Source organism: Pseudoalteromonas denitrificans DSM 6059 (assembly GCF_900112265.1).
Lineage (GTDB): Bacteria > Pseudomonadota > Gammaproteobacteria > Enterobacterales > Alteromonadaceae > Pseudoalteromonas > Pseudoalteromonas denitrificans.
Genome location: NZ_FOLO01000028.1, coordinates 1 through 20,369, shown reverse-complemented (window position 1 = coordinate 20,369; position 20,369 = coordinate 1). Strand labels below are relative to the sequence as shown.

At 34.1% G+C, this 20,369-nt stretch carries 15 protein-coding genes and 1 pseudogene; 3 read left to right on the top strand and 13 right to left on the bottom strand.

Going from position 1 to position 20,369, the window contains the following annotated elements:
• A pseudogene (locus BM088_RS27275) lies at positions 1 to 241 on the bottom strand (hypothetical protein); the annotation flags it as partial.
• A gap of 18 nt (positions 242 to 259) precedes the next feature.
• Between BM088_RS27275 and rsmD the strand changes: the two are divergent.
• Positions 260 to 868, top strand: coding sequence for a 16S rRNA (guanine(966)-N(2))-methyltransferase RsmD (gene rsmD, locus BM088_RS16010; protein WP_091986545.1), 609 nt, complete (start codon positions 260 to 262; stop codon positions 866 to 868).
• Between the two features lie 76 nt (positions 869 to 944).
• Here rsmD and panP read toward each other — a convergent pair whose 3' ends face one another.
• Positions 945 to 2,585 carry a pyridoxal-dependent aspartate 1-decarboxylase PanP gene (panP, locus tag BM088_RS16005; RefSeq protein ID WP_091986542.1) on the bottom strand — a complete coding sequence of 547 codons (1,641 nt, stop codon included), beginning with the start codon at positions 2,583 to 2,585 and terminating at the stop codon, positions 945 to 947.
• A gap of 287 nt (positions 2,586 to 2,872) precedes the next feature.
• Here panP and BM088_RS16000 point away from each other — a divergent pair, with 287 nt between their 5' ends.
• Positions 2,873 to 4,768, top strand: coding sequence for an EAL domain-containing protein (locus tag BM088_RS16000; RefSeq protein WP_091986539.1), 1,896 nt, complete (start codon positions 2,873 to 2,875; stop codon positions 4,766 to 4,768).
• 65 nt (positions 4,769 to 4,833) lie between these two features.
• Here BM088_RS16000 and trmB read toward each other — a convergent pair whose 3' ends face one another.
• The 6 genes from trmB to BM088_RS15970 all read right to left on the bottom strand — a co-directional run bounded on the left by trmB (position 4,834) and on the right by BM088_RS15970 (position 11,829).
• Positions 4,834 to 5,514, bottom strand: coding sequence for a tRNA (guanine(46)-N(7))-methyltransferase TrmB (gene trmB / locus BM088_RS15995; protein WP_091986536.1), 681 nt, complete (start codon positions 5,512 to 5,514; stop codon positions 4,834 to 4,836).
• On the bottom strand, positions 5,514 to 6,287 hold the full coding sequence (locus BM088_RS15990) for an ABC transporter permease (RefSeq protein ID WP_091986532.1): 774 nt from the start codon (positions 6,285 to 6,287) through the stop codon (positions 5,514 to 5,516). Before BM088_RS15990 ends, trmB begins: the two co-directional genes overlap by 1 nt.
• The gene (locus BM088_RS15985) at positions 6,287 to 7,222 is read right to left on the bottom strand and encodes an ABC transporter ATP-binding protein (RefSeq protein ID WP_091986529.1); all 936 of its coding nucleotides are present in this window, start codon (positions 7,220 to 7,222) and stop codon (positions 6,287 to 6,289) included. The genes BM088_RS15990 and BM088_RS15985 overlap by 1 nt, the downstream gene beginning before the upstream one ends.
• A 107-nt stretch (positions 7,223 to 7,329) precedes the next feature.
• Positions 7,330 to 7,950, bottom strand: a complete 621-nt coding sequence (locus tag BM088_RS15980; protein ID WP_091986526.1) for a flavin prenyltransferase UbiX — start codon at positions 7,948 to 7,950, stop codon at positions 7,330 to 7,332.
• The gene (gene mpl, locus BM088_RS15975) at positions 7,943 to 9,319 is read right to left on the bottom strand and encodes a UDP-N-acetylmuramate:L-alanyl-gamma-D-glutamyl-meso-diaminopimelate ligase (protein WP_091986523.1); all 1,377 of its coding nucleotides are present in this window, start codon (positions 9,317 to 9,319) and stop codon (positions 7,943 to 7,945) included. The genes BM088_RS15980 and mpl overlap by 8 nt, the downstream gene beginning before the upstream one ends.
• A gap of 65 nt (positions 9,320 to 9,384) precedes the next feature.
• A complete protein-coding gene (locus BM088_RS15970; protein ID WP_091986521.1) occupies positions 9,385 to 11,829 on the bottom strand; it encodes a zinc-dependent metalloprotease in 2,445 nt (814 codons plus the stop codon).
• 186 nt (positions 11,830 to 12,015) lie between these two features.
• On the opposite strand from BM088_RS15970, the gene BM088_RS15965 reads away from it, so the two are divergent.
• Positions 12,016 to 12,984 (top strand): class 1 fructose-bisphosphatase, encoded by a 969-nt coding sequence (locus BM088_RS15965; RefSeq protein WP_091986512.1) that lies wholly within the window; start codon positions 12,016 to 12,018, stop codon positions 12,982 to 12,984.
• Positions 12,985 to 13,297: 313 nt separating this feature from the next.
• Here BM088_RS15965 and BM088_RS15960 read toward each other — a convergent pair whose 3' ends face one another.
• The 5 genes from BM088_RS15960 to BM088_RS15940 all read right to left on the bottom strand — a co-directional run bounded on the left by BM088_RS15960 (position 13,298) and on the right by BM088_RS15940 (position 20,138).
• Complete coding sequence (locus BM088_RS15960; protein WP_091986510.1) at positions 13,298 to 16,090, bottom strand: collagenase; 2,793 nt, start codon at positions 16,088 to 16,090, stop codon at positions 13,298 to 13,300.
• A 440-nt stretch (positions 16,091 to 16,530) separates the two neighbouring features.
• Entirely contained in the window at positions 16,531 to 17,484 is a 954-nt protein-coding gene (locus BM088_RS15955; RefSeq protein WP_091986506.1) for a 5-oxoprolinase subunit C family protein, read from the bottom strand.
• A complete protein-coding gene (pxpB, locus tag BM088_RS15950; RefSeq protein WP_091986503.1) occupies positions 17,481 to 18,176 on the bottom strand; it encodes a 5-oxoprolinase subunit PxpB in 696 nt (231 codons plus the stop codon). Before pxpB ends, BM088_RS15955 begins: the two co-directional genes overlap by 4 nt.
• Positions 18,173 to 18,922 carry a LamB/YcsF family protein gene (locus BM088_RS15945; protein ID WP_091986500.1) on the bottom strand — a complete coding sequence of 250 codons (750 nt, stop codon included), beginning with the start codon at positions 18,920 to 18,922 and terminating at the stop codon, positions 18,173 to 18,175. The genes pxpB and BM088_RS15945 overlap by 4 nt, the downstream gene beginning before the upstream one ends.
• A gap of 1 nt (position 18,923) precedes the next feature.
• Complete coding sequence (locus BM088_RS15940) at positions 18,924 to 20,138, bottom strand: Nramp family divalent metal transporter (RefSeq protein ID WP_091986497.1); 1,215 nt, start codon at positions 20,136 to 20,138, stop codon at positions 18,924 to 18,926.
• Positions 20,139 to 20,369: the final 231 nt, after the last annotated feature.

Sequence of the window (20,369 nt, the reverse complement as noted above, 5' to 3'; positions counted from 1 at the left end):
CTAAACGCTCTGCTTCAATTCGAGCATTTTCAGCTTCCTGATTTGCTATTTTCTCTTGCTCTAATCGCTCTGCTTGAGCAGTTTCCTGTGCTGATTTTTGTTTTTCTTCGGCATTTTTTTTGTTGCCTAAACCTAACCAAGAAAGAAATTTATTTTTTTTTGCCATGCTTGCTAATAACCACTCAAATAAATCTGATAAAATATGTAAATAAACGCAATCTTGCAATGTTAACACTTTCATAGAAGACTTTCACACAAGATGAAAAAAAAGACGATTAAATCAAATAAAAGCAATGCTGGTCACATTCGAATTATAAGTGGTCAATATCGCGGAAGAAAACTTCCAGTACAAGATGTTACAGGTTTACGACCAACAACAGATAGAGTTAAGGAAACTGTTTTTAATTGGTTGATGACAGATGTGAGAAATGCCAATGTTCTTGATTGTTTTGCAGGTTCAGGAGGTTTAGGTTTTGAAGCTTTATCTCGATATGCAAAAAATGTAACCTTCTTAGAGTTGAATGATAGTGCAGCAAAGCAATTAAGAAATAATTTACAAACTCTGAAAGTAAATAATGCACAGCTATTAATCGGAGATAGCCTAAAACTTTTGGAAAATTTAGAAAGTAAATTTGACCTCGTATTTGTTGACCCTCCTTTTAGAGAAAGTTTTGCACACATAACCTGTGAAAAATTAGAACAATATTCATTACTGGCTGATAATGCCTTAATTTATTTAGAAGTAGAAAGTGAACTAAGTGATTTTCAAGTACCTGATAGTTGGAAACAAATAAAAGAAAAAACGGCAGGACAAGTAAGTTATATGCTGTACCAAAGATCTGTCAACTTGAAAAACCTTGATAAATAAGATATTTAATGAGGCTACATAGCGTGTAAAAAACGATTACGTCCATTGTAGCCTGCTGTACTTATACAAGCTAAATTTATAAATACTTATTCAAATATTTTTTGAAAATAGGATCGCTTATAGCAAGCCCTTTTTGCTCTTCAAGAATGTCTTGTAAAATAGGCTCTGAAGTAAGGGGGTTAGCCAATACAACTCTAAACACAACTGTCGGTAATTTATTATATTGAGATGGTGTTAAACGTGTACGAGATACAAATGAAAAACCTTGTTCCCTTTGTCTTTTTTGAATGCTCGCGGTTAATCGGTTTAACGCAATATAAATTTCGAGTTTAGTTTTTTCATCAAGAGCATCTTTTCCTTCAGCTAATAAAAGTTGCTTAATTTTTTCAGGCACATACCTATAAGTCAAAATACATAACTCAGGCTCTGTTACTACCTCAAAATCATTTGATAATTTAATTAAATCTGCAAAATAACGCGCTTTTTCAATGCCTTTATCAATCAGCATTTCATAACCTTCTCGTCCAATTATTTGCAAACATGCGTGTACTAACATCGCCATTCCAGGGCGACTACCTTCCAATGTATGGCTACCTAAATCTTTAGACCCTTTCCTTAAAATATATTCAGCATGATGTTCAATTACATTTGATGCATTCGGATTTTTAAATAATACAAGCCCTGACCCCATAGGGACGTACATCTGTTTATGTGCATCTATTGTTATGGAGTCAGCTCTTTCAACTCCTTTAAGTAAATGTCGATTGTTATTTGATAATAAAGTGGCTCCCCCCCAGGCTGCATCAACATGAAAATGACAATCAAGTTCCTCACTTAAGTCAGCTAATGCGTTCAGGGGATCTATATTGCCAGTCTCGGTTGTGCCTGCAACACCTACGATCGCCATTACTTTAATACCTTGGCTTTCAAGTTCTAGCGCTTTTGATCGCATCGCAATAACATTCACTTTATTGTCATTATCTGTTTCAATCGCAATAAAATTGCTACGACCTACACCTAAAACATCAGCAGCTTTACCTAAAGAATAATGTGCTCGTTCTGATACTAAAACAGCTAACCCTTTATAACCATAATGTAACATAGCAGCCATAACGCCATCAGAGGTAATCCCTTTAAAATCACCATCGGCTTTTAATAAACGATTTCGCGCAATCCATAAGGCAGAGATATTAGCTATCGTTCCCCCTGAACAAAAAGCACCTAATGAATTTTTAGCACTATGCATCCACTTTTGATAAAAGTTATCATCTTGGCCATACACTAAATGATGCATCATGCCTAAAACTTGTCTTTCTAATGGTGTGAATGCCTTTGAAGTTTCAATTTTTACCAAGTTTTGATTTAACCCCACCATTAACTTTGATAGTGGTAAAACAAAATGAGGTAAAGCTGACGTCATATGGCCTATAAAACTAGGTGCAGCAGTGTGCACTGAATGGGCAACAAGTTTATCCATAATTTGATTTGCATGATCAGAAACAAATGTTGGTTGCTCAGGGATCTGAGACGCTTGAAAGTCTTTTTCTATTTCATGTAATGGTTTTTCAATTGCAGCTATATTTTCATTTAAAAAGCCAACTAAATTGCTCGAAATTTCTTGTTCTATTCTATTTAAAGTTGAACCTGGCGCTTCAGGAGCGGTAAAGATCCGCATTAAACTTTCTTCAGAAGCGACTGCATTACGCTTTATTTTCATTTGTTGTTCATTCATAGGTCTTTAATTTAACAATTTGATCTAAGGGATATCGCAAATTTCGTTAACTTTACTCAATAATCCTTAAAATGTCTCGTAATATGCCAAATTTATCAGCTATTTTACGTTCATGGTATGAAACTTTTTACTTTTCTAAATAAAAAATAAACAAATTTATATTTAGCATCTAAACTAAACAAAGTTGCTAGATATTTAATAAAAAAGCAAGTTTGTAACTCTTTTTATTAAAATGACCAACTAAAAGCATATTTGTTTTCATAAGGAATGTGATGACTAAACGCCACCCTCAGGTTAATTGGGCTCTTTTTGGTTTATTTTCTTTTGCACTGAGTTTAAGTGCTTATGTGTATTATATATATCAATACAATTATCAAGAGATCATGGATTCTGTTGATGCAAAATTACTTGATGCAGCCACCAGCGTTCATCATATCTTAGGTAATACTTACCATGATAATATTAATGGTCCCTCTCATATTGACCGAAAACAATATTTAAATATAAGTAAAAAGCTATCAGAATTCTCTCATAACTTAGGTTTAGAATACGTTTATGCTATGATCCTCATTGACAACCAAGTACATTTTACTGCCTCAAGTTATACTGCTACAGATTTAGAAAATAACAAATTATCGTATTTTTACGACTTATATTCTGAAGCAACTCACAATAATAAAACCGCATTTTATTCCACTGAACCCGTTTATGAATATTCACAAGATCAATGGGGGGAATTCAAGTCCATATTTGTTCCTTATCAATCAAGTGATGGTCGAACCTATTTAACAGGAGCAGATATTACCATTAAAAATTTAAATACGCGTTTAGCCAAAAGCATTACACAAACTCTTATCACTGCATGTTTTTTCTTTTTTATAGCTGTATTAGTTGCCGTTATTTATATATCAATTTTAAAAAGAAATTTAAGTACTGACTCTACCACCGGATTTGCGAATCATATAGCCCTAGAAAATGACCTGAAAAACTGTCACCAGTTACATTTGCAAATAGCCGTAATTTGGGTCAATGATCTTGAAGATATCAATAGCTTTTATGGGTGCCTGATTGCTGATAACGTCATGATAAACTTATTACAAAAGTTTAAATCTCAAATTGAAAAAGATGTAACCTTATACAGACTATGTACAAATAAAATAGTACTACTTACCAAAGAGCTAAATAACAGTAAAAAATTAACTCATTTAATTAATAATTTTAATTTAAGCACCCCGATCCTTACGGATCCTTTTATTTATGTCACTCTATGTGCTGGTCTTGCAAAAGGCAATAAACACTTTTTATTAGAAAATGCACATATCGCTGCAGCGCAAGCTAAACAAAGTAGACATACTAGTATTTGTTACTCAGATTCTCTAAAAGAGGTTAAAAACAAATATCAACACAATGTAAAAATGGCAAAAGATATCAGAGAAGCATTTAGTGAGCATATGGTATTGCCTTACTTTCAACCGATTATCGAAGTTGCTACTGGCAAAGTTGTCCAATATGAATGTTTAGCACGTATACGCTATAAAGATGGCACTATTTTAGAACCTCGTGAGTTTTTAACCGTTGTTAATCGCAGCAGAATGGATGGCCTATTAACCCGAACTATGTTCAAGCAGTGTGCTGAAATGTTTCGCAAAACAAATATAAAATGGAGCATTAATTTAACAGCACAAGATATGCTAGATCCCAGCTTAGCAGAGTTTTTAGAAGGCGAACTCAAACGTTATCCCACCCCAAGTAATATTACCTTTGAATTATTAGAAACTGAAGCCTTAGCTAATTTTTCAGAAATCAAAGCATTTATCAGTATGGCTCGCGCTCAAGGTGTAAAAATAGTCATAGATGATTTTGGTACTGGTTACTCTAATATTTCCAATATATTAAAGTTAGAAGTTGACGGTATAAAACTTGATGGTTCTTTAATCAAGCAGCTAACATCAGATCAGGATATATATCTATTTATTAAACATATAGCCAGTTTCAGCGAGCAAGTAAATTTACAATTAATTGCTGAATTTGTAGAAAGTAAGCTGGTATTAGATATGTTAGAAGAAATAGGTGTTAAGTTTGTACAAGGCTATTACTTTTCTGAACCTGAGGAAATTCCACCAAAACTTGAACCTGAACAATTAGAGTTTTTAAAACTAAAAGCATAATATGAAAAACGCTTTGAATTCATTTCAAAGCGTTTACGTCTACTGAGGTAGTTTAGATAGTAATTTTAAAGTTCAATAATCAATCTATGGCTTTTTTGGCCACTGGCCCAATATTTACGCTCAAAGGGTGTGATTGCTTCTTGTGCTTGATATGACTCAGCTGTCGTTATATGCCCAGATAACTCTAGAGCACGTGCAAATTCATCAACATAGGTTTGCCAGTTACTTCTTAGCTCCAATATTCCGCCAAGTTTAATAATATAAGGAAAAACAGCAGAACCATGCCAACGGCGTTGCAAATGCTTTGCCTTTGGCCACGGATTTGGATATAAGAGATAATGATGCGTTATTTCCCATTTTTCAGCCACAGCCAAACGCCAAAAGTCATTTAAATCAGCCCTAACTAAAATGTACTGACCCTGTTCACTTTGTTTGTACTCTACATCATGTTTTTGTAATCTGTGAGCAGACTTATCAATACCAATCACAAGAGACTTAGGATGAAGTTTAGCTAAATTAGCTGTACTTTCTCCTACCCCACAGCAAGAGTCTAAAATAACATTACCATCGAAGCTGGTTACTTTTTCATTAACTTCATCAAACGCTTTTTGTGTATGTTCACTAATAGGTTTTTTAAATTCAGCTTTTAAATGCCGTAATACAATTTCATCAAGCTTTTCATTTAAGCCCGTTTGATTTGTTGTAATGCTTCTCGAATTAGCTGAATTTGAATTTGATTCATTCATCAATGACGTAGCCCTATGCCTTTTTTGATTAAAGTTAATGCTGTTAAAAATAAAACTGTAATAAATGTTATTAATACTGTAAATGCAACCGTTAAATTCACATCTGTATACCCTAAAAATCCAAACCTAAAAGCATTCACCATATAAATAATTGGATTGATTTGTGATACATTTTGCCAAAATTCAGGCAATAAGGTAATCGAATAGAATACGCCGCCTAAATAAGTTAGGGGCGTTAAAATAAAGGTCGGTATTATACTGATATCATCAAAGCTATTGGCAAAAATCGCATTTATTAAGCCTGCTAAAGAGAATACAGCCGAAGTTAGAAATACAGTCAATACAATCACAACCAAATTATGAATTTGAATATCGACAAAAAACATTGAAACACAGGTTACAATTAAGCCGACAAATAATCCACGTGTCATGCCTCCCCCCATATATCCTAATACAATAATATAATTAGGCACAGGTGAAACCAGTAACTCTTCAATGCTTTTTTGAAACTTAGTTGAATAAAATGCTGAGGCAACATTAGAGTATGAATTGGTGATCACCGACATCATAATCAAGCCAGGCACAATAAACTCCATATAACTAAAGCCACTCATGTCGCCAATGCGCGAACCGATTAAATTACCAAATATGACAAAATATAAACTCATCGTTATGGCTGGCGGTACTAGAGTTTGCACCCAAATACGTAAAAAACGAATACATTCTTTGATCCAAATACTTTTTAACGCAATAAAATTACCTGAAAAATCCATTATGCATTTCCCTCTTGGGCTACTTTATTTTTATCTAATAAAGAAATAAATAACTCTTCTAATCGATTTGATTTATTGCGCATGCTTAAAACAGTATTATTTTGAGCACTTAATTGTTCAAATATTTGATTGAGCCCCTGAGACTTCATAATATCCACCTCAAGAGTATGGTCATCTGTCATTTTAAAGTCATAACCATTCATGTTCACATCATTGACTGGTTTTTTTAAGTCCAAAATAATCGTTTCTTTGTCGAGTTTTGCAAGCAAAGCTTTCATGCTGGTATCTTCAACTATCACACCTTTATCAATAATTGCGATATTTTTACATAACATTTCTGCTTCTTCTAAATAATGCGTGGTTAAAATAATCGTAACCCCTTGCTCATTTAGTTCTTTTAAAAACTGCCACATAGAACGCCTAAGCTCAATATCAACACCAGCCGTTGGTTCATCTAAAATTAATAATTTTGGATTATGCATTAAAGCACGGGCTATCATTAATCTACGCTTCATACCACCGGATAAGGTACGGGCAGCCATATCTTTTTTATCAAATAGCTCTAATTGTTTTAAATATTTTTCAGCACGTTTAAATGCTTCAGCTCTAGGCACACCATAATAACCAGCTTGAGTAACTAAAATATTATTAAGTGTTTCGAACATGCTAAAGTTAAATTCTTGTGGTACTAAACCTAATTCGGCCTTCGCTAATTCTAGATGTGTATCAATATCATGACCAAAGATTTCAACCTTCCCCTGAGATTTATTCACTAAAGAAGCAATCACACCTATAGTGGTTGACTTACCTGCCCCATTAGGACCTAACAAGGCGAAAAAATCTCCCTTATTAACTTTTAAGTCAATGCTTTTTACGGCTTCAACTCCATTTTTATAGGTTTTTTTCAAACCAGAAATATTAAGCGCAACTGTCATTATTTTCTCTTATCTTTACTTTCAACTAAGAATTTTATTTGGAGCATTCTATAAATAGGATTTGATTATAGAAGAAGGTTTTTGTTAACTTTACACAGAATTTACTTTTAATATGAACTATAACCCCAACGTTTTTGCAAGTCATGTTCAATGGATAAATGATCTAATATTCTACCAACCATAAAATCAACTAAATCATCGATTGTTTGTGGTTTATGATAAAAACCAGGTGCAGCGGGCATAATTGTGACTCCCATTTTAGCTAGCTTTAACATATTTTCTAAATGAATTTCACTAAAAGGAGTTTCTCGCGGCACTAAAATAAGTTGTCCTCTTTCTTTTATAACAACATCGGCTGAACGCTCCAACAAATTATCCGATGCACCTGTCGCAATTGCCGAAACAGTTCCTGCACTACAAGGACATACAACCATTTTTTTAGGTGCAGCTGAGCCTGAAGCAACCGGACTAAACCAATTATCTTTACCAAACACCTTAAGTTGATTTGATTTGGCATTTACAAGTGCACTTAACTGTTCGCTAGCTTTGTCTTCATTGCCTGATAATTTAATATCCGACTCAGTATCTAATACAACTCGGGCCGCTGAAGATATTAAAACATAAACTTGATAGTTTTTTTCAATTAAAACTTTAAGTAAACGAAGGCCATAAGGTGCACCAGATGCACCACTAAAAGCTAACGTAATAGGTTTATTAAAATCAGACATTTTTGTTTCCAAACTTAGACTTTAGAGCAGTTATTAGCTTTTGATGTATGCCATTAAAACCGCCATTACTCATTATCAGAATATGGTCATTAGGTTGTACGTTTTCAAGTACACGTGTCATGATAGCTTCTATACTTTTTGAACAAAATGCATTCGCTTTATTAGCCTCATGGGCTAAAGACCAACTTAATTGTTCAGGTTCAAACAAATATACTTCATCTGCATCACTTAGAGAGTTAATTAAAGTATTTTCATGAACTCCCATTTTCATCGTATTTGATCTAGGTTCTAAAATCGCATGTATTTTAGTCCCAGGAACTTTAGCTTCTAATACTTTCGCTTTTAATCCTGCAATAGTTGTTTTTATTGCCGTTGGGTGGTGAGCAAAATCATCATATACCGTAATATTATTCACGGTTGCTAATAACTCCATTCTACGTTTAGGTGAAATGAATTCAGCAAGCGCATCTATAGCATACTCTATAGAAACACCTACATGCCTTGCCGCAGCAATTGCCATTATTGCATTTTTGACATTATGCTCGCCTATGGCTTGCCATTTCACTTTACCAACTCGTTTATTTGATAATAAAACATCAAACTCACTGCCATCTGATTTTAGTAAGTTATACGACCAGTCTTTTCCTAATTGTTCTGTTTCACTCCAACAGCCTTTGCTTATTACTTGCGCTAAAGCATTATCTTGAGTAGGCCAAATTGCTTTACCATTTTGTGGCAATATACGCATTAAATGATGAAACTGGGTTTGAATAGCTTCTAAATCAAGAAAAATATCCGCATGATCAAATTCAAGATTATTTAAAATAAGTGTTCGCGGAAGATAATGTACAAATTTACTCCGTTTATCAAAAAAAGCAGTATCATATTCATCAGCTTCAATCACAAAAAATGGTGTTTTACCTATTCTTGCCGACATACCAAAGTTCTGCACTATGCCACCAATTAAGAAACCAGGTTTTAATCCTGCATATTCTAAAATCCATGCAAGCATACTCGATGTTGTGGTTTTACCATGTGTGCCTGATACAGCAAGTACCCAGCAGTCCTTTAATAAATTATGTTTAAGCCATTCAGGTCCAGATGTATAAGGGAGTCCTTTTTCAAGTACATATTCCACACATGCATTACCTCGGCTCATTGCATTGCCAATAACAACCATGTCAGGTTGGGGCTCTAACTGTTTTGGATCATATCCTTGGGTAAGCTCTATACCTAAATCTTCTAACTGAATACTCATTGGCGGATAAACATTTTGATCCGAACCTGTTACTTTATGACCCAAAGATTTAGCGATCGCTGCAATCCCACCCATAAAGGTACCACAAATGCCTAAAATATGAATATGCATAGTATTTCCAAATGCTTGAAATAAAAAACCCGGCATCACCGGGCAAATATTATTATTTTTTAAATTTAAATAGGAGATCCTGGCGGCATATCTAATGCCTTAAAATCACTGGGCCATTTACCCGTATTTAAATATCTTTTAATCTGCTGCGACAAATATACCTTAAACTGGTTATTGGCTGCAGATTTATTTTGCCAAAAAGAAATATCCGATAAATTCGAGGCTAATTTAGTTAAGTAAAACCTTAATTGTGCCTGAACTTCAGGTTCGACCTCTTTATTACCCGCTTTATCTGCGATAGCTTTTACCATTAAAAACTGAACCCTTTGTTGTACTAATAACTTAAGATTTTTTTCTGGATAAACCTCAAATACAGTTTCATTTAAGCTAAATAATAAATCAGCTAGGTTTAAGTTAACTGTTGAGCGCATACCTTGCTGATTTAACCTATTTAATCTTTGACTATTTAATAATGACTTCAAGCTATGATTAACCGATGCTTCCGCTAAAGCTAAGGCATCAAGCACAACACCTGTTCTACCTTTTATACTTTCTCTGGTTTTATATTCACCATAAGCTTTAGGCGGTATTAAGCTTAATATAGACTCAGGTAAAGTAAGTATTTTTACATTTAAAGTCATTAATAAAGCATTTAATGCCAGTCGTTGTTTGTCTTTAGCAACAACTTTAGCACCTTTTATTTGATTTGAATTTCTCACTTCATAATCATAATCTACACCAGCAATTAATTTAGCAGTCGCCTCAACCTGAAAACGGTGTACTAAATATAAAGGCACTAAAACCTCCTCTAATTGAGATAAAGCCGTTCCAGATTTTATATTTTTAATACCAAATTTCGCTAATGCTTTCTCACGTATATTTAATATCCTTTCTAACTCTATAGCAGGATCTTGACCGTTATCCCAAAGATGCGCCGTTGGATGTACATTTGCAACCGAACGCGCATCGGGATCAGAGATAAACTCAAGTCCTTTAGCTGTATTTTCAGCTAAGATATTTGCTAGTAATAAGGTTTCATTTTGCTGAGTAAAGTCACTATAGCCATACTTAATCACTTGTAGATCCCAGTCCCCCATGCCGATAGCATAACCATCGCTGGTATTTAAACTCCCATCATCATTAAATGACACTAATGGGTGCGGATAATCCATCACAGAAGCACGATTTTTAATTGAAGCTGAAAAGTTATGTGCTATGCCCAAGGTATGCCCCACTTCATGTGCGCTTAATTGTCGAATACGATCTAACGCCATTTTTTGTAATTGTGATCTTACAGGATCCTGAATAGACTCATCGCCCTTTGTAAAAGGTGCTGCTAAAGATTCCGCTAATAAAATATCCTGACGAACCCGCAAAGACCCCAAAGTTACATGGCCTTTAATAATTTCTCCAGTACGAGGATCAATCACAGATGAACCATAAGACCAACCTCGTGTTGCACGATGAACCCATTGAATAACGTTATATCTAATATCCATAGGATCAGCATGTTCTGGTAACATTTCCACTTTAAATGCATCTTTAAACCCTGCAACTTCAAATGCATCATTCCACCAGCTTGCGCCTTCTAATAAAGCACTTCGCACAGGTTCCGGCACTCCAGGATCTAAATAATAAATAATAGGTTTCACCGCTTCGCTTAATTTTGCTTTAGGGTCTTTTTTGAAAAGTCGATGACGCGGGATATAACGTACAAACATAGACTCATCTAAAGCAGCCGCATAATTTTTATACTCTATACTCCAAAAGCCTGATTGTGAGTGAAATTTACGAGGCTGATATTTATCATCTGGCAATTCAATTAAAGAATGATGCAAATTCAAGCTAATTGAATAAGGGTCTGCGACAACTTGGCGAATATACTCTCCTGGTTTTGAACCTTTGAAAGTGATCACAGCTTCAAGTTCGGTGTTTTTACTGAAAGATTTTGACCTGGGCATGTAAACAGCACTTCTGGTTTCATCTACCAAATAATTCCCTTGTTTTTTTTGCGATAGCTGACGAGATATACCATGCACATCTGATAATAAATAAGGTGTATAATCAATTAAGTAACTATTTTGATCTTGTGCAATTAAATTAAAGCCATGCAAAATACTAGATGCAAATGCTTCTTTAATACTTTGCTGTTCCGCTTTATTTTGTGTATTAGCACGATAATAAGTATTTAGCTGGCGTAGCATCACTTTATTGCCCATAGCTTCAAACTGTACTAGACGAGTTTCACCCATTTGACCGCGATCCAACCCAATATCATTTGATCCTAAGCCATGAGGTAAGCTTTGTTGCAACAAAAAAGGTTGCGACAACTTATCGAGTTTTAAATATAAGTTTCCATTTTTCTCATCATAAAAAAATGTAAAATAGCCAGGATATCTATTCATATCCTTGGTAAAATCATTTATAGATTTAAGTGCAGCATGTGCTTGGGTTATAATAGACAGCAGCAAGAACGAAATTAAAAGTGCAAAAGACTTAAGTTTTGGCATAATTTTATCTTTTATTTTTGTTGTTAAAATTAAATTCAGCTTTGATAGTTAGAGTTCAAAACGCAAATACTGGTTAGAATGATACACAATATACAAAACTGTCAAATACATCAATAAACCAGAATAATTGATTTTGCACTCTCACGTTAGCAAAATCATTAAACAATTAGCTTTCAGGAATTAATAATGCGTAGACTCCCACCTGTATTACTTGAAGACGGCTGTCCAAGAGATTTATTATCTTTGGTAAGAACAATCCTAGCAGCCTGTAAAGAAATTTCATTTAGAGTAGGCCAAGGCGAGTTATCTGGTGTACTGGGTTCAACATTAGATGAAAATATTCAAGGCGAAACCCAGAAAAAATTAGATGTACTGTCAAATCAATTATTGAAAGACATTTTATTAGAGTCTGGCTATGTGAAGGCAATAGCATCTGAAGAAGAAGATTATACTGTTGCTGGAGAGCCTAATGCTAAATATATCGTATCTTTTGACCCTTTAGATGGTTCATCAAATATAGATATTAATTCCTTAGTAGGGACTATATTCTCTATTATGGAAGCACCTGAAGGCTCTGATGCAGCAGATCCAAGTATTTTCATGCAACCTGGTAGAAAACAAGTTGCAGCAGGCTACGTATTATACGGCCCATCAACTATGTTAGCCCTAACAACAGGGAAAGGCACACGCCTTTATACTTTAGATAAAACGCACGGTAGCTTCTTATTAACTCAAGATTTTGTGTCTATTCCTGAAGAAACACAAGAATTTGCAGTTAATATGTCAAATCAAAGGCATTGGCAAACACCTATGCAAAACTACATTGCAGACTTATTAGCCGGTGATACAGGCCCTAGAGCTAAAAACTTTAATATGCGCTGGATTGCTGCTATGGTGGGCGATGTACATCGTGTATTATCTCGCGGTGGTATTTTCACTTACCCTACTGACACTAAAGATCCTAAAAAACCCAATAAACTACGTTTACTTTACGAAGCAAACCCTATGGCATTTTTAGTCGAGCAAGCAGGTGGTTTAGCAATTGCAGATGGCCAACCTATTATGGATATTGAGCCTGATGCTATTCACCAAAGAGTTGAAGTTATTTTAGGCTCTAAAAATGAAGTTGAAAAATGTTTAAGTTATTATAAATAACTTTTCATTTATCAAAAAAGGAAGCTAAGCTTCCTTTTTTGATCTTATTACACTTAAACTAATTGTGATTTTCATAGTTCATTCCTTACACTATTTTCCATTAATATGCTTAACTTCATTCAGATATTACAAAATAGAGATCCACAAAATAAATGGTTATCCATCCTCTATTAATCCATCAAAAATTATCTAACAAGCAAAAAATAAATTTTAGGAACAACATTAGCCTATAGCATAATCTCATATCAAATAATTTAGTGATAAATACAAAAAGCCACGGATAACTGTGGCTTAATAAAGTAACAAATTAGGTTTATCGACAACCAAGCGTATCAAAGTCAACTATTAAAGATGCGCCTTCTGATTCACCAGTTACTTTGATATAACCCCAATATTCACTTAAATTAGTAAGGTATATACATTCGCTGTTACCAGAGTTATTTGAAGTGCCTTGCACATTTGACTCATTAGGCCAGCTAAAATTGCTAAACTCTAAGTCTAAATTACCCATGCCATGAGCTGTAGTGATAGCAATACTTGAATGAGCATTTACATCACCAATACTTAACCAAGCAGTTCCACTGTCTAAACAAATTTCAGCACCATCTTGTAGTCTCGTATCAGATTGCGGCCCTTGAGTTACACAAGCATTAGGCATGTTACTCGTTGATACATAGCTACCTTTTAAACTAGTATCAAAGCTATTGTAGCCACGTATCATCACATGATAAGTACCTGCTTTAACATCAGTAATGTTACAAGTTTCATTATTACCTGTTTTCCATGGTCGGCAATCATAGCTACTTTGTGTAGGTGCTAAACCAAAGCGTACATATAAATCAGCATCACCTGAACCACCGCTCATTTCAAAGTTTAAGTCAATTGCACCATCCGGCACTTGCATAGTGTAGAAGGTTTCTGAATCTTGAATCCCTGAAGTATTTATAGCAACGCCATTTAGCAAATTACTTCCAGGAACTGTGATATCAGATATATCAGCCGTTGTTGTTACTGTTGTTACTGCACCACTATCATCTGTTACTGATAAAGAAACTTCATATTTTGCTGCAACGACATAAGCATGACTAGGGTTTGCTTTATCACTGGTTGTATTATCACCAAAATCCCAACTAAATGTTGTTATTGTGCCATCAGGATCATAACTACCATTACTCATAAAGTTAATTACTGAATTAACATTTCCGGAATATGGACCATCAGTCATAGCAATCGGCATTTCATTTACAGGAGGGTTAGTACCACCATCATCGCTTTTTACCGTCAGTGTCCAAGCAGTAAATTCATCACTATAATTTGCAACCCAAGTATTAAGCCTTGATTTATAGGCAGTCCAATCTCCATTGCGAGTTTCAGCTAACATCGCTTTTACTTCACTAAAGTGTTTTTCAAACATAAAACGTACAGCTAAATAACCCCAACGATAAATTCTGTCTTGGTCAAAACCATCATAGGTTGTTTCAAATACAGCGCTTAGAGAATATGTAGAACCATCATGAATTGTATCTATTGCCGCTTGGTTATTATCTTGATTGGCAACATACTCAGCTACCCCTTCAGCCCACCAAACTATTTTTTCAGTTGGCGTATTAAAATTACCAAATAAATCAAAACGACCATCTAAGTAATGCACATATTCATGCTCTAAATTCCATACATAATGATCTGGTTTTGCGTAACTCGCCTCGTAGGCAACAAAATTAGGAATATTACCCGCTACAGATGGGTCTCCCTCTAAGTACATACCACCATTATTGGTACTGATATCAAAAATAGGACCTGCGTATTTACCATAATCGGTTGAACTATCGAAAATATTAACTTGTAACTGACTATTATTATCTCCTGGAATTGGTACATTGCCTGATTGCAATTTAGTATGGAAATAAGTTTCTTCAGCGCCCATAGTTGCACAAGCCGATGACTGCTGAACTGATGTTAGATTCTGAGAGCGTATTTTAATCGTTGGGCTACAAATATAAGTTTGTGATAAAACTTCGTCTTCAAGCAAATCACCATAACCACAAATATTATAGTCATTACAGTTACCATAATAACTTGCAGTGTCTGCAGCTCCTAACCAAACAGCGTCGCCATTTCCATACATTTTATAGCTAGAAAAAATAGCATTTAATCCAGAATCAACACTCGACTGAATTGCGGTTCCAGTATATTTTTTCATACGACCTAGCTCTCGTGCAGCATTGGCTATTAAATATTCAGAATCAGAGTTAATCATCCAGTTTTTTTGCGTAAAATTATTTAATAAGTTAATTAGGCTAGTATCATTTGCAACTATAGACTTAAAATTATCGTTATACTGTCCACGAAATAATATTGTGAAAATACCATTAACAGCACTTCGCATATTCCATTTATCAGCATAACTTTGATTCCATCTACTTAACCATTCTTTTACTACAGGTAAATATATATCTTGCTGCTCAGAACTATCCATAGAAATAATGACTTCTGATAAAGTTCTGCCATGTGCATCATTATCATCGTAAAAATGAGCATTATTTACAAATGCATCGATTGCGCCTTTAACTGCTGGTTTTACCCAAGAAATAAAACTAACGTTATTATTGTAAAACTCAACAAAGTAGCCAGCTCTTAAATATAAAAACATAGCCTCAATATCTGGATCACCGCCACCGGTATAAGATTGTGACAAGGCCTTCACATGATTTGCAACTGCAAACATATTATCAGAAGAGTATGTCGCTTCTTGCACATTAGAAGCTGCATTAAATAACTCATTAACACAACTGGCGCCCTGTGTTTTTATTGCATTAATTAAACTTGTTGCGTTTGATGTTGCAAAAGCATTTACATCACAAGCAGCTTTCGCTGCATTAGTTAATGTAGTATCAGACTTTAAGTGTTTAAATTTAGATAAAATAGGCTGATATATACTTTTTTCCTGTGGCACATTTTTATTTATTACATCAGGAATACCATGCTCATGTTTTATTTCTAATTTACTTGCTGGGGCCAGTTGCGGTGCACTTGGCTCCTTGGCTGCATAAGCAGTAGTACCTACGAGTAATGTTGATACTGCAATAAATAATTTATTAAATTTCATTTTATTCTCAATTTATAGTTATTAATCAAATATGCTTACTTTTATTTAAAACAATCAATTTGAATCCCAACAAAACAAAAGCAAAAACATCCTAAAGAAGGTACAAAAATAACATAATTTTAACATTGCATGCAATATACTTTATTCAAAATAAACAATTAATTTACATAAATCAAAAAATCCGTCCCCTTTTTTAGCTAAAGCAAAGAGTTGAGAACTTTAATTTATCTCTAAAATAGACTGTTTATTAAAAAAATTGCTATCTGTTATCAAAACAAACTAAATTAAACTATAAATCATACTCCATTGATTTATAGTCAGTTAAAAGGAAGTCGATTTAATAATTTGAGAGCTTTCGCCTCTCTATCCAGCAGTTATGTGCATAATTGCATTTGTTAAAAACAATTGAATTAAAGAGATTAAAGTTGCAATGATGAAGCTTAACTTATTTGAAATTCAGGTTCTTCAAATAAAGTATTCAATATTTTGTTTTGTTCAATAAATATTTGTTGCGCTTTTTGATGTGATACAAATAGAAAGTTAATTTTATCCTTTGCTTTTAACTGACCTAATATAGGAAGATCTGCACTAATAACATTAGCTATTCTAGGATAACCCCCTATAGTTTGACCATCAACAGATGATATAATCGCGTGCCCTGATGGCGTTATTTGAATACTACCTTGCGTTAAACCACTAGATACAATATTTATCGGACTAATAAATTTCATAGCAATATCAGATAGCCGGATCCCCATACGATTTGAATTTTTAGATACTGTATATTTTTTATTAAGAAAAGATGTCTTTTGAACATCTGAAAATAACTCTGACTCCACAGAAGAAACACATCTTAATAAATAGCTCCGAGAATAATTAATTTGATACTGTTCTGAAATTGTACGGTATGCCGCATTTTTATTTTCACCTGTATGCAGGAATAACTTATCTCCAGCTTTAAATTGGCGACCAAAAAAACCACCAAAATTAGCAGTTAAATGTGTTGAAAAACTACCAAGTACTTTTGGTAAATTAGAAGACAAAGAATAACTCATATATGCCCTACTTCCAGAAAGCAGCTTACCAAACATTAATATATCACCACTGCAAACATGAATAATTTGATCGTTAAAAATCGCTTTATTATTTAAACTTAATTCAAAATTTGCACCACATATCGCAATGAGCATATCTGATTCAAAGCGTATTGTAGGACCAATTAGAGTTATTTCAATTACCGCAGAATCAAGCTTTTTATTTAATAACCAATTAGCCTTCTTAAGTGCAATTGGGTCCATTGCGCCGCTAATTGAAATACCGTTATGCATTTGTCCATATCGACCTAAATCTTGGATGCTCGTTTGTAAACCCGGTTTTATAAAGTACATACTCATAATTGACTCTTTTTCATAGCGTCAAATTCAAATTTTGTTATTGAAACAAAGCGTATTTTATCTAATGGATTAGCAATAAAAGGCTTCTTTTCATCTGCCTTGAACAAATTCAGGGGTGTTCTACCTATAATATGCCAGCCTCCAGGGCTGGCAACAGGGTATACTCCAGTTTGATTTCCACCAATCGCTACCGAACCTGCGGGAATAGATAACTCAGGAATTGACTTTCTAGGGCATGTTAAAATTGAGGGCAAGCCTCCTAAATATAAAAAACCGGGTAAAAAGCCTAACATATGCACTAAATAATTATGCTGAGTATGTATATCAATAACTTGCTCACTCGTTAAGCCACAATTTTTTGCCAGTTTAATTAAATCTGGTGCAAACTCCTGTTCATAACACACAGGGATCTCAATCAGTTTAGAGTCATATTCTAATTTAGGTAAATTTTGATTAAAAAACTGTTTTATGCTTTTTTCTAATCTGGAGTACATATCGCGATAAGGTTTAAAACAGATTGTAAGGCTTTGATATGCTGGAATGATATCGACTAAATCATCAGTGAATTCCTGCCATACATATGATTTTAACAAGATTATTTTTTGAGATAATAGTTCTGAGATCTCATCAATAAATAAAATAGTTATTGCAGAGTCACCATTACTCACAATTCTAAAATTTTGCTTTATCACTTTATAATAAACCCTGCTTTAACCAAGCTTTCATTCAAATTTTTAGCAATTGAAATTGCATTTACATTATCGCCATGCAAACAAATTGTTTTTACCTTAGGTTTAATATACTGATGATCGCTAGTTAAAATAGGATCATTATTTGCTAATAAAAGCGCCTGATTAATCACATTTTTGCGACCTTCAATCATTGCATTGGCTTTACTACGAGGAGTTAACATACCTGTAGAAAGATAACTGCGATCCATAAAACCCTCAGGTAAAAAGCTTAAACCTAAGAAACGACTCTTTTTTTCAAGCAAGCCACCTGCAAGCCCGACAACTTTTAAGTATGCATAATTTTGCTTTATCAGAGAAGAAAGCGAAGATGCAAGATCAGGGTTTTGTTCTAAGTCGTTATATAAGGCACCATGAAACTTAATATGTTCCACATGAATATCAAGTTCACTGGCAATCTTTAAAAATAAATCTAACTGCTCTTGGATACTGTTAAGCAATATGTCTGAACTAATCTTTAAAGAAATTCGACCAAAGTTTTTCTTATCAGCATAACCTGGGTGCGCGCCAATTTTTAAACCATTTAATTGTGCATTTAATAGTGATTTACGAATAATCTCTTCATTACCTGCATGCCCGCCACAGGCTATATTACAGCTAGAGATATACTGCATAAGCTTAGCATCTAGATCACAATCATCAATACAGCCGCCTTCACCTAAATCACAATTAATATCAATTACTTTCATATTAAAGCATTCCAAACGCAGACATCAAACTTCTTGTACTTAATAATAAAGTAATCATAACAACAATCCCACCAAGTATATTTTGTAATTTATTATTTTTATATTCTCCTAACTTGTCTGTATTCATGATCCAAAGTAAAAATATACTTACTAAGGGCAATAAAATACCATTTGCAATTTGAGCAAACCAAATTATAGAAATCGGTTTATAGCCTAAACTTGAAACAATAACGCCAATTAATAAAATACTTAACCAGATAAGCTTAAAGGAATAAGAATTCAAATCTTTACTTAAATTAAGAATACCAGTTAAAGCAAAAGCAGCGGCCAGAGGTGCAGTGATAGCTGAAGATATTCCAGCAGAAAATAATCCGACGGCAATAAATATACTAGAGAAATCGCCAAAAATGGGTTTTAAGGCAGGAGCTAAATCCGCAGCATTATTGATAGATATATTTTTTCCAAAAAAAGCAGATGCAGCTGTTGAAACAATGGCAATAGAAATCAATCCACCTAATGGAATTGAAAAATAAAGGTCTTTTTTAGCCTCATTTAAGTATTTGGGTGAATGCCATTTTTTACTGACACTCGATGAGTGTAAAAATAAGTTATACGGAACAACTGTTGTACCTATTAAAGCTATAACAGTTAAACTTGCACCAGAAGGAATACTAGGAATAAATAAGCCAGAAAAAAAAGATTTTAAATCAGGCTCACTAATAATAAAAGTAGCAATAAATGCAAAACTCATTAAACCAACCAATACCATTAAGGCCCGCTCAATAAGTTTGTAACTTCCCATTATTAATATCACAAAAGCGAGTATTCCTATTAATAAAGGCCATATTGAAATATGTGAAAATAGTTTAATGTCAGAAAAAATACCAGTTAAGCCTAAGCTCGCTCCCAAAATATTACCACTTTGATAGGCACCATTACCTATAACAATCGCACTTACCGTTAGTATAAGCGCAATAACTTTAAGTAACTTATTTTTACAAGCCAACCTAATATTTTCCCCTAAGCCTTCTTGAGTGACAATCCCTAAGCGTGAAGCCATCTCTTGCAATATAATTGTCGCTATTACAGAAAATAACAAAGCCCATAATAAGCTAAAGCCAAAATTTGCTCCGGCAAGTGAGGCTGAAATCACAGTCCCAGGTCCAATAAAAGCAGCGGTCACTAAAAACGCAGGACCCATTTGAGGTAGTTTCATTTTAATTATTCTTATTTTAGATTTTAGTTGTTATATCATTTTAATTAGGAACAGGCGTTCTGGGTAGCTTTATGGGAGATATTTTATAAATTCGATTACGTTATATGTAAAGCTATACTGGATAAGATTAAGTACATAAATAACCTGAATTCTGGATAAGAAGTGAACTAATTGCCCACCTAGCGATCAGATCTTTCGACCAAGAACGATTTGAAAGCATAACGGTGGGCA

Bases quoted from the DNA above. Each gene is read 5' to 3' on its own strand.
- rsmD (WP_091986545.1), top strand. From the start codon at position 260: ATGAAAAAAAAGACGATTAAATCAAATAAAAGCAATGCTGGTCACATT.
- panP (WP_091986542.1), bottom strand. From the start codon at position 2,585: ATGAAAATAAAGCGTAATGCAGTCGCTTCTGAAGAAAGTTTAATGCGG.
- BM088_RS16000 (WP_091986539.1), top strand. From the start codon at position 2,873: ATGACTAAACGCCACCCTCAGGTTAATTGGGCTCTTTTTGGTTTATTT.
- trmB (WP_091986536.1), bottom strand. From the start codon at position 5,514: ATGAATGAATCAAATTCAAATTCAGCTAATTCGAGAAGCATTACAACA.
- BM088_RS15990 (WP_091986532.1), bottom strand. From the start codon at position 6,287: ATGGATTTTTCAGGTAATTTTATTGCGTTAAAAAGTATTTGGATCAAA.
- BM088_RS15985 (WP_091986529.1), bottom strand. From the start codon at position 7,222: ATGACAGTTGCGCTTAATATTTCTGGTTTGAAAAAAACCTATAAAAAT.
- BM088_RS15980 (WP_091986526.1), bottom strand. From the start codon at position 7,950: ATGTCTGATTTTAATAAACCTATTACGTTAGCTTTTAGTGGTGCATCT.
- mpl (WP_091986523.1), bottom strand. From the start codon at position 9,319: ATGCATATTCATATTTTAGGCATTTGTGGTACCTTTATGGGTGGGATT.
- BM088_RS15970 (WP_091986521.1), bottom strand. From the start codon at position 11,829: ATGCCAAAACTTAAGTCTTTTGCACTTTTAATTTCGTTCTTGCTGCTG.
- BM088_RS15965 (WP_091986512.1), top strand. From the start codon at position 12,016: ATGCGTAGACTCCCACCTGTATTACTTGAAGACGGCTGTCCAAGAGAT.
- BM088_RS15960 (WP_091986510.1), bottom strand. From the start codon at position 16,090: ATGAAATTTAATAAATTATTTATTGCAGTATCAACATTACTCGTAGGT.
- BM088_RS15955 (WP_091986506.1), bottom strand. From the start codon at position 17,484: ATGAGTATGTACTTTATAAAACCGGGTTTACAAACGAGCATCCAAGAT.
- BM088_RS15945 (WP_091986500.1), bottom strand. From the start codon at position 18,922: ATGAAAGTAATTGATATTAATTGTGATTTAGGTGAAGGCGGCTGTATT.
- BM088_RS15940 (WP_091986497.1), bottom strand. From the start codon at position 20,138: ATGAAACTACCTCAAATGGGTCCTGCGTTTTTAGTGACCGCTGCTTTT.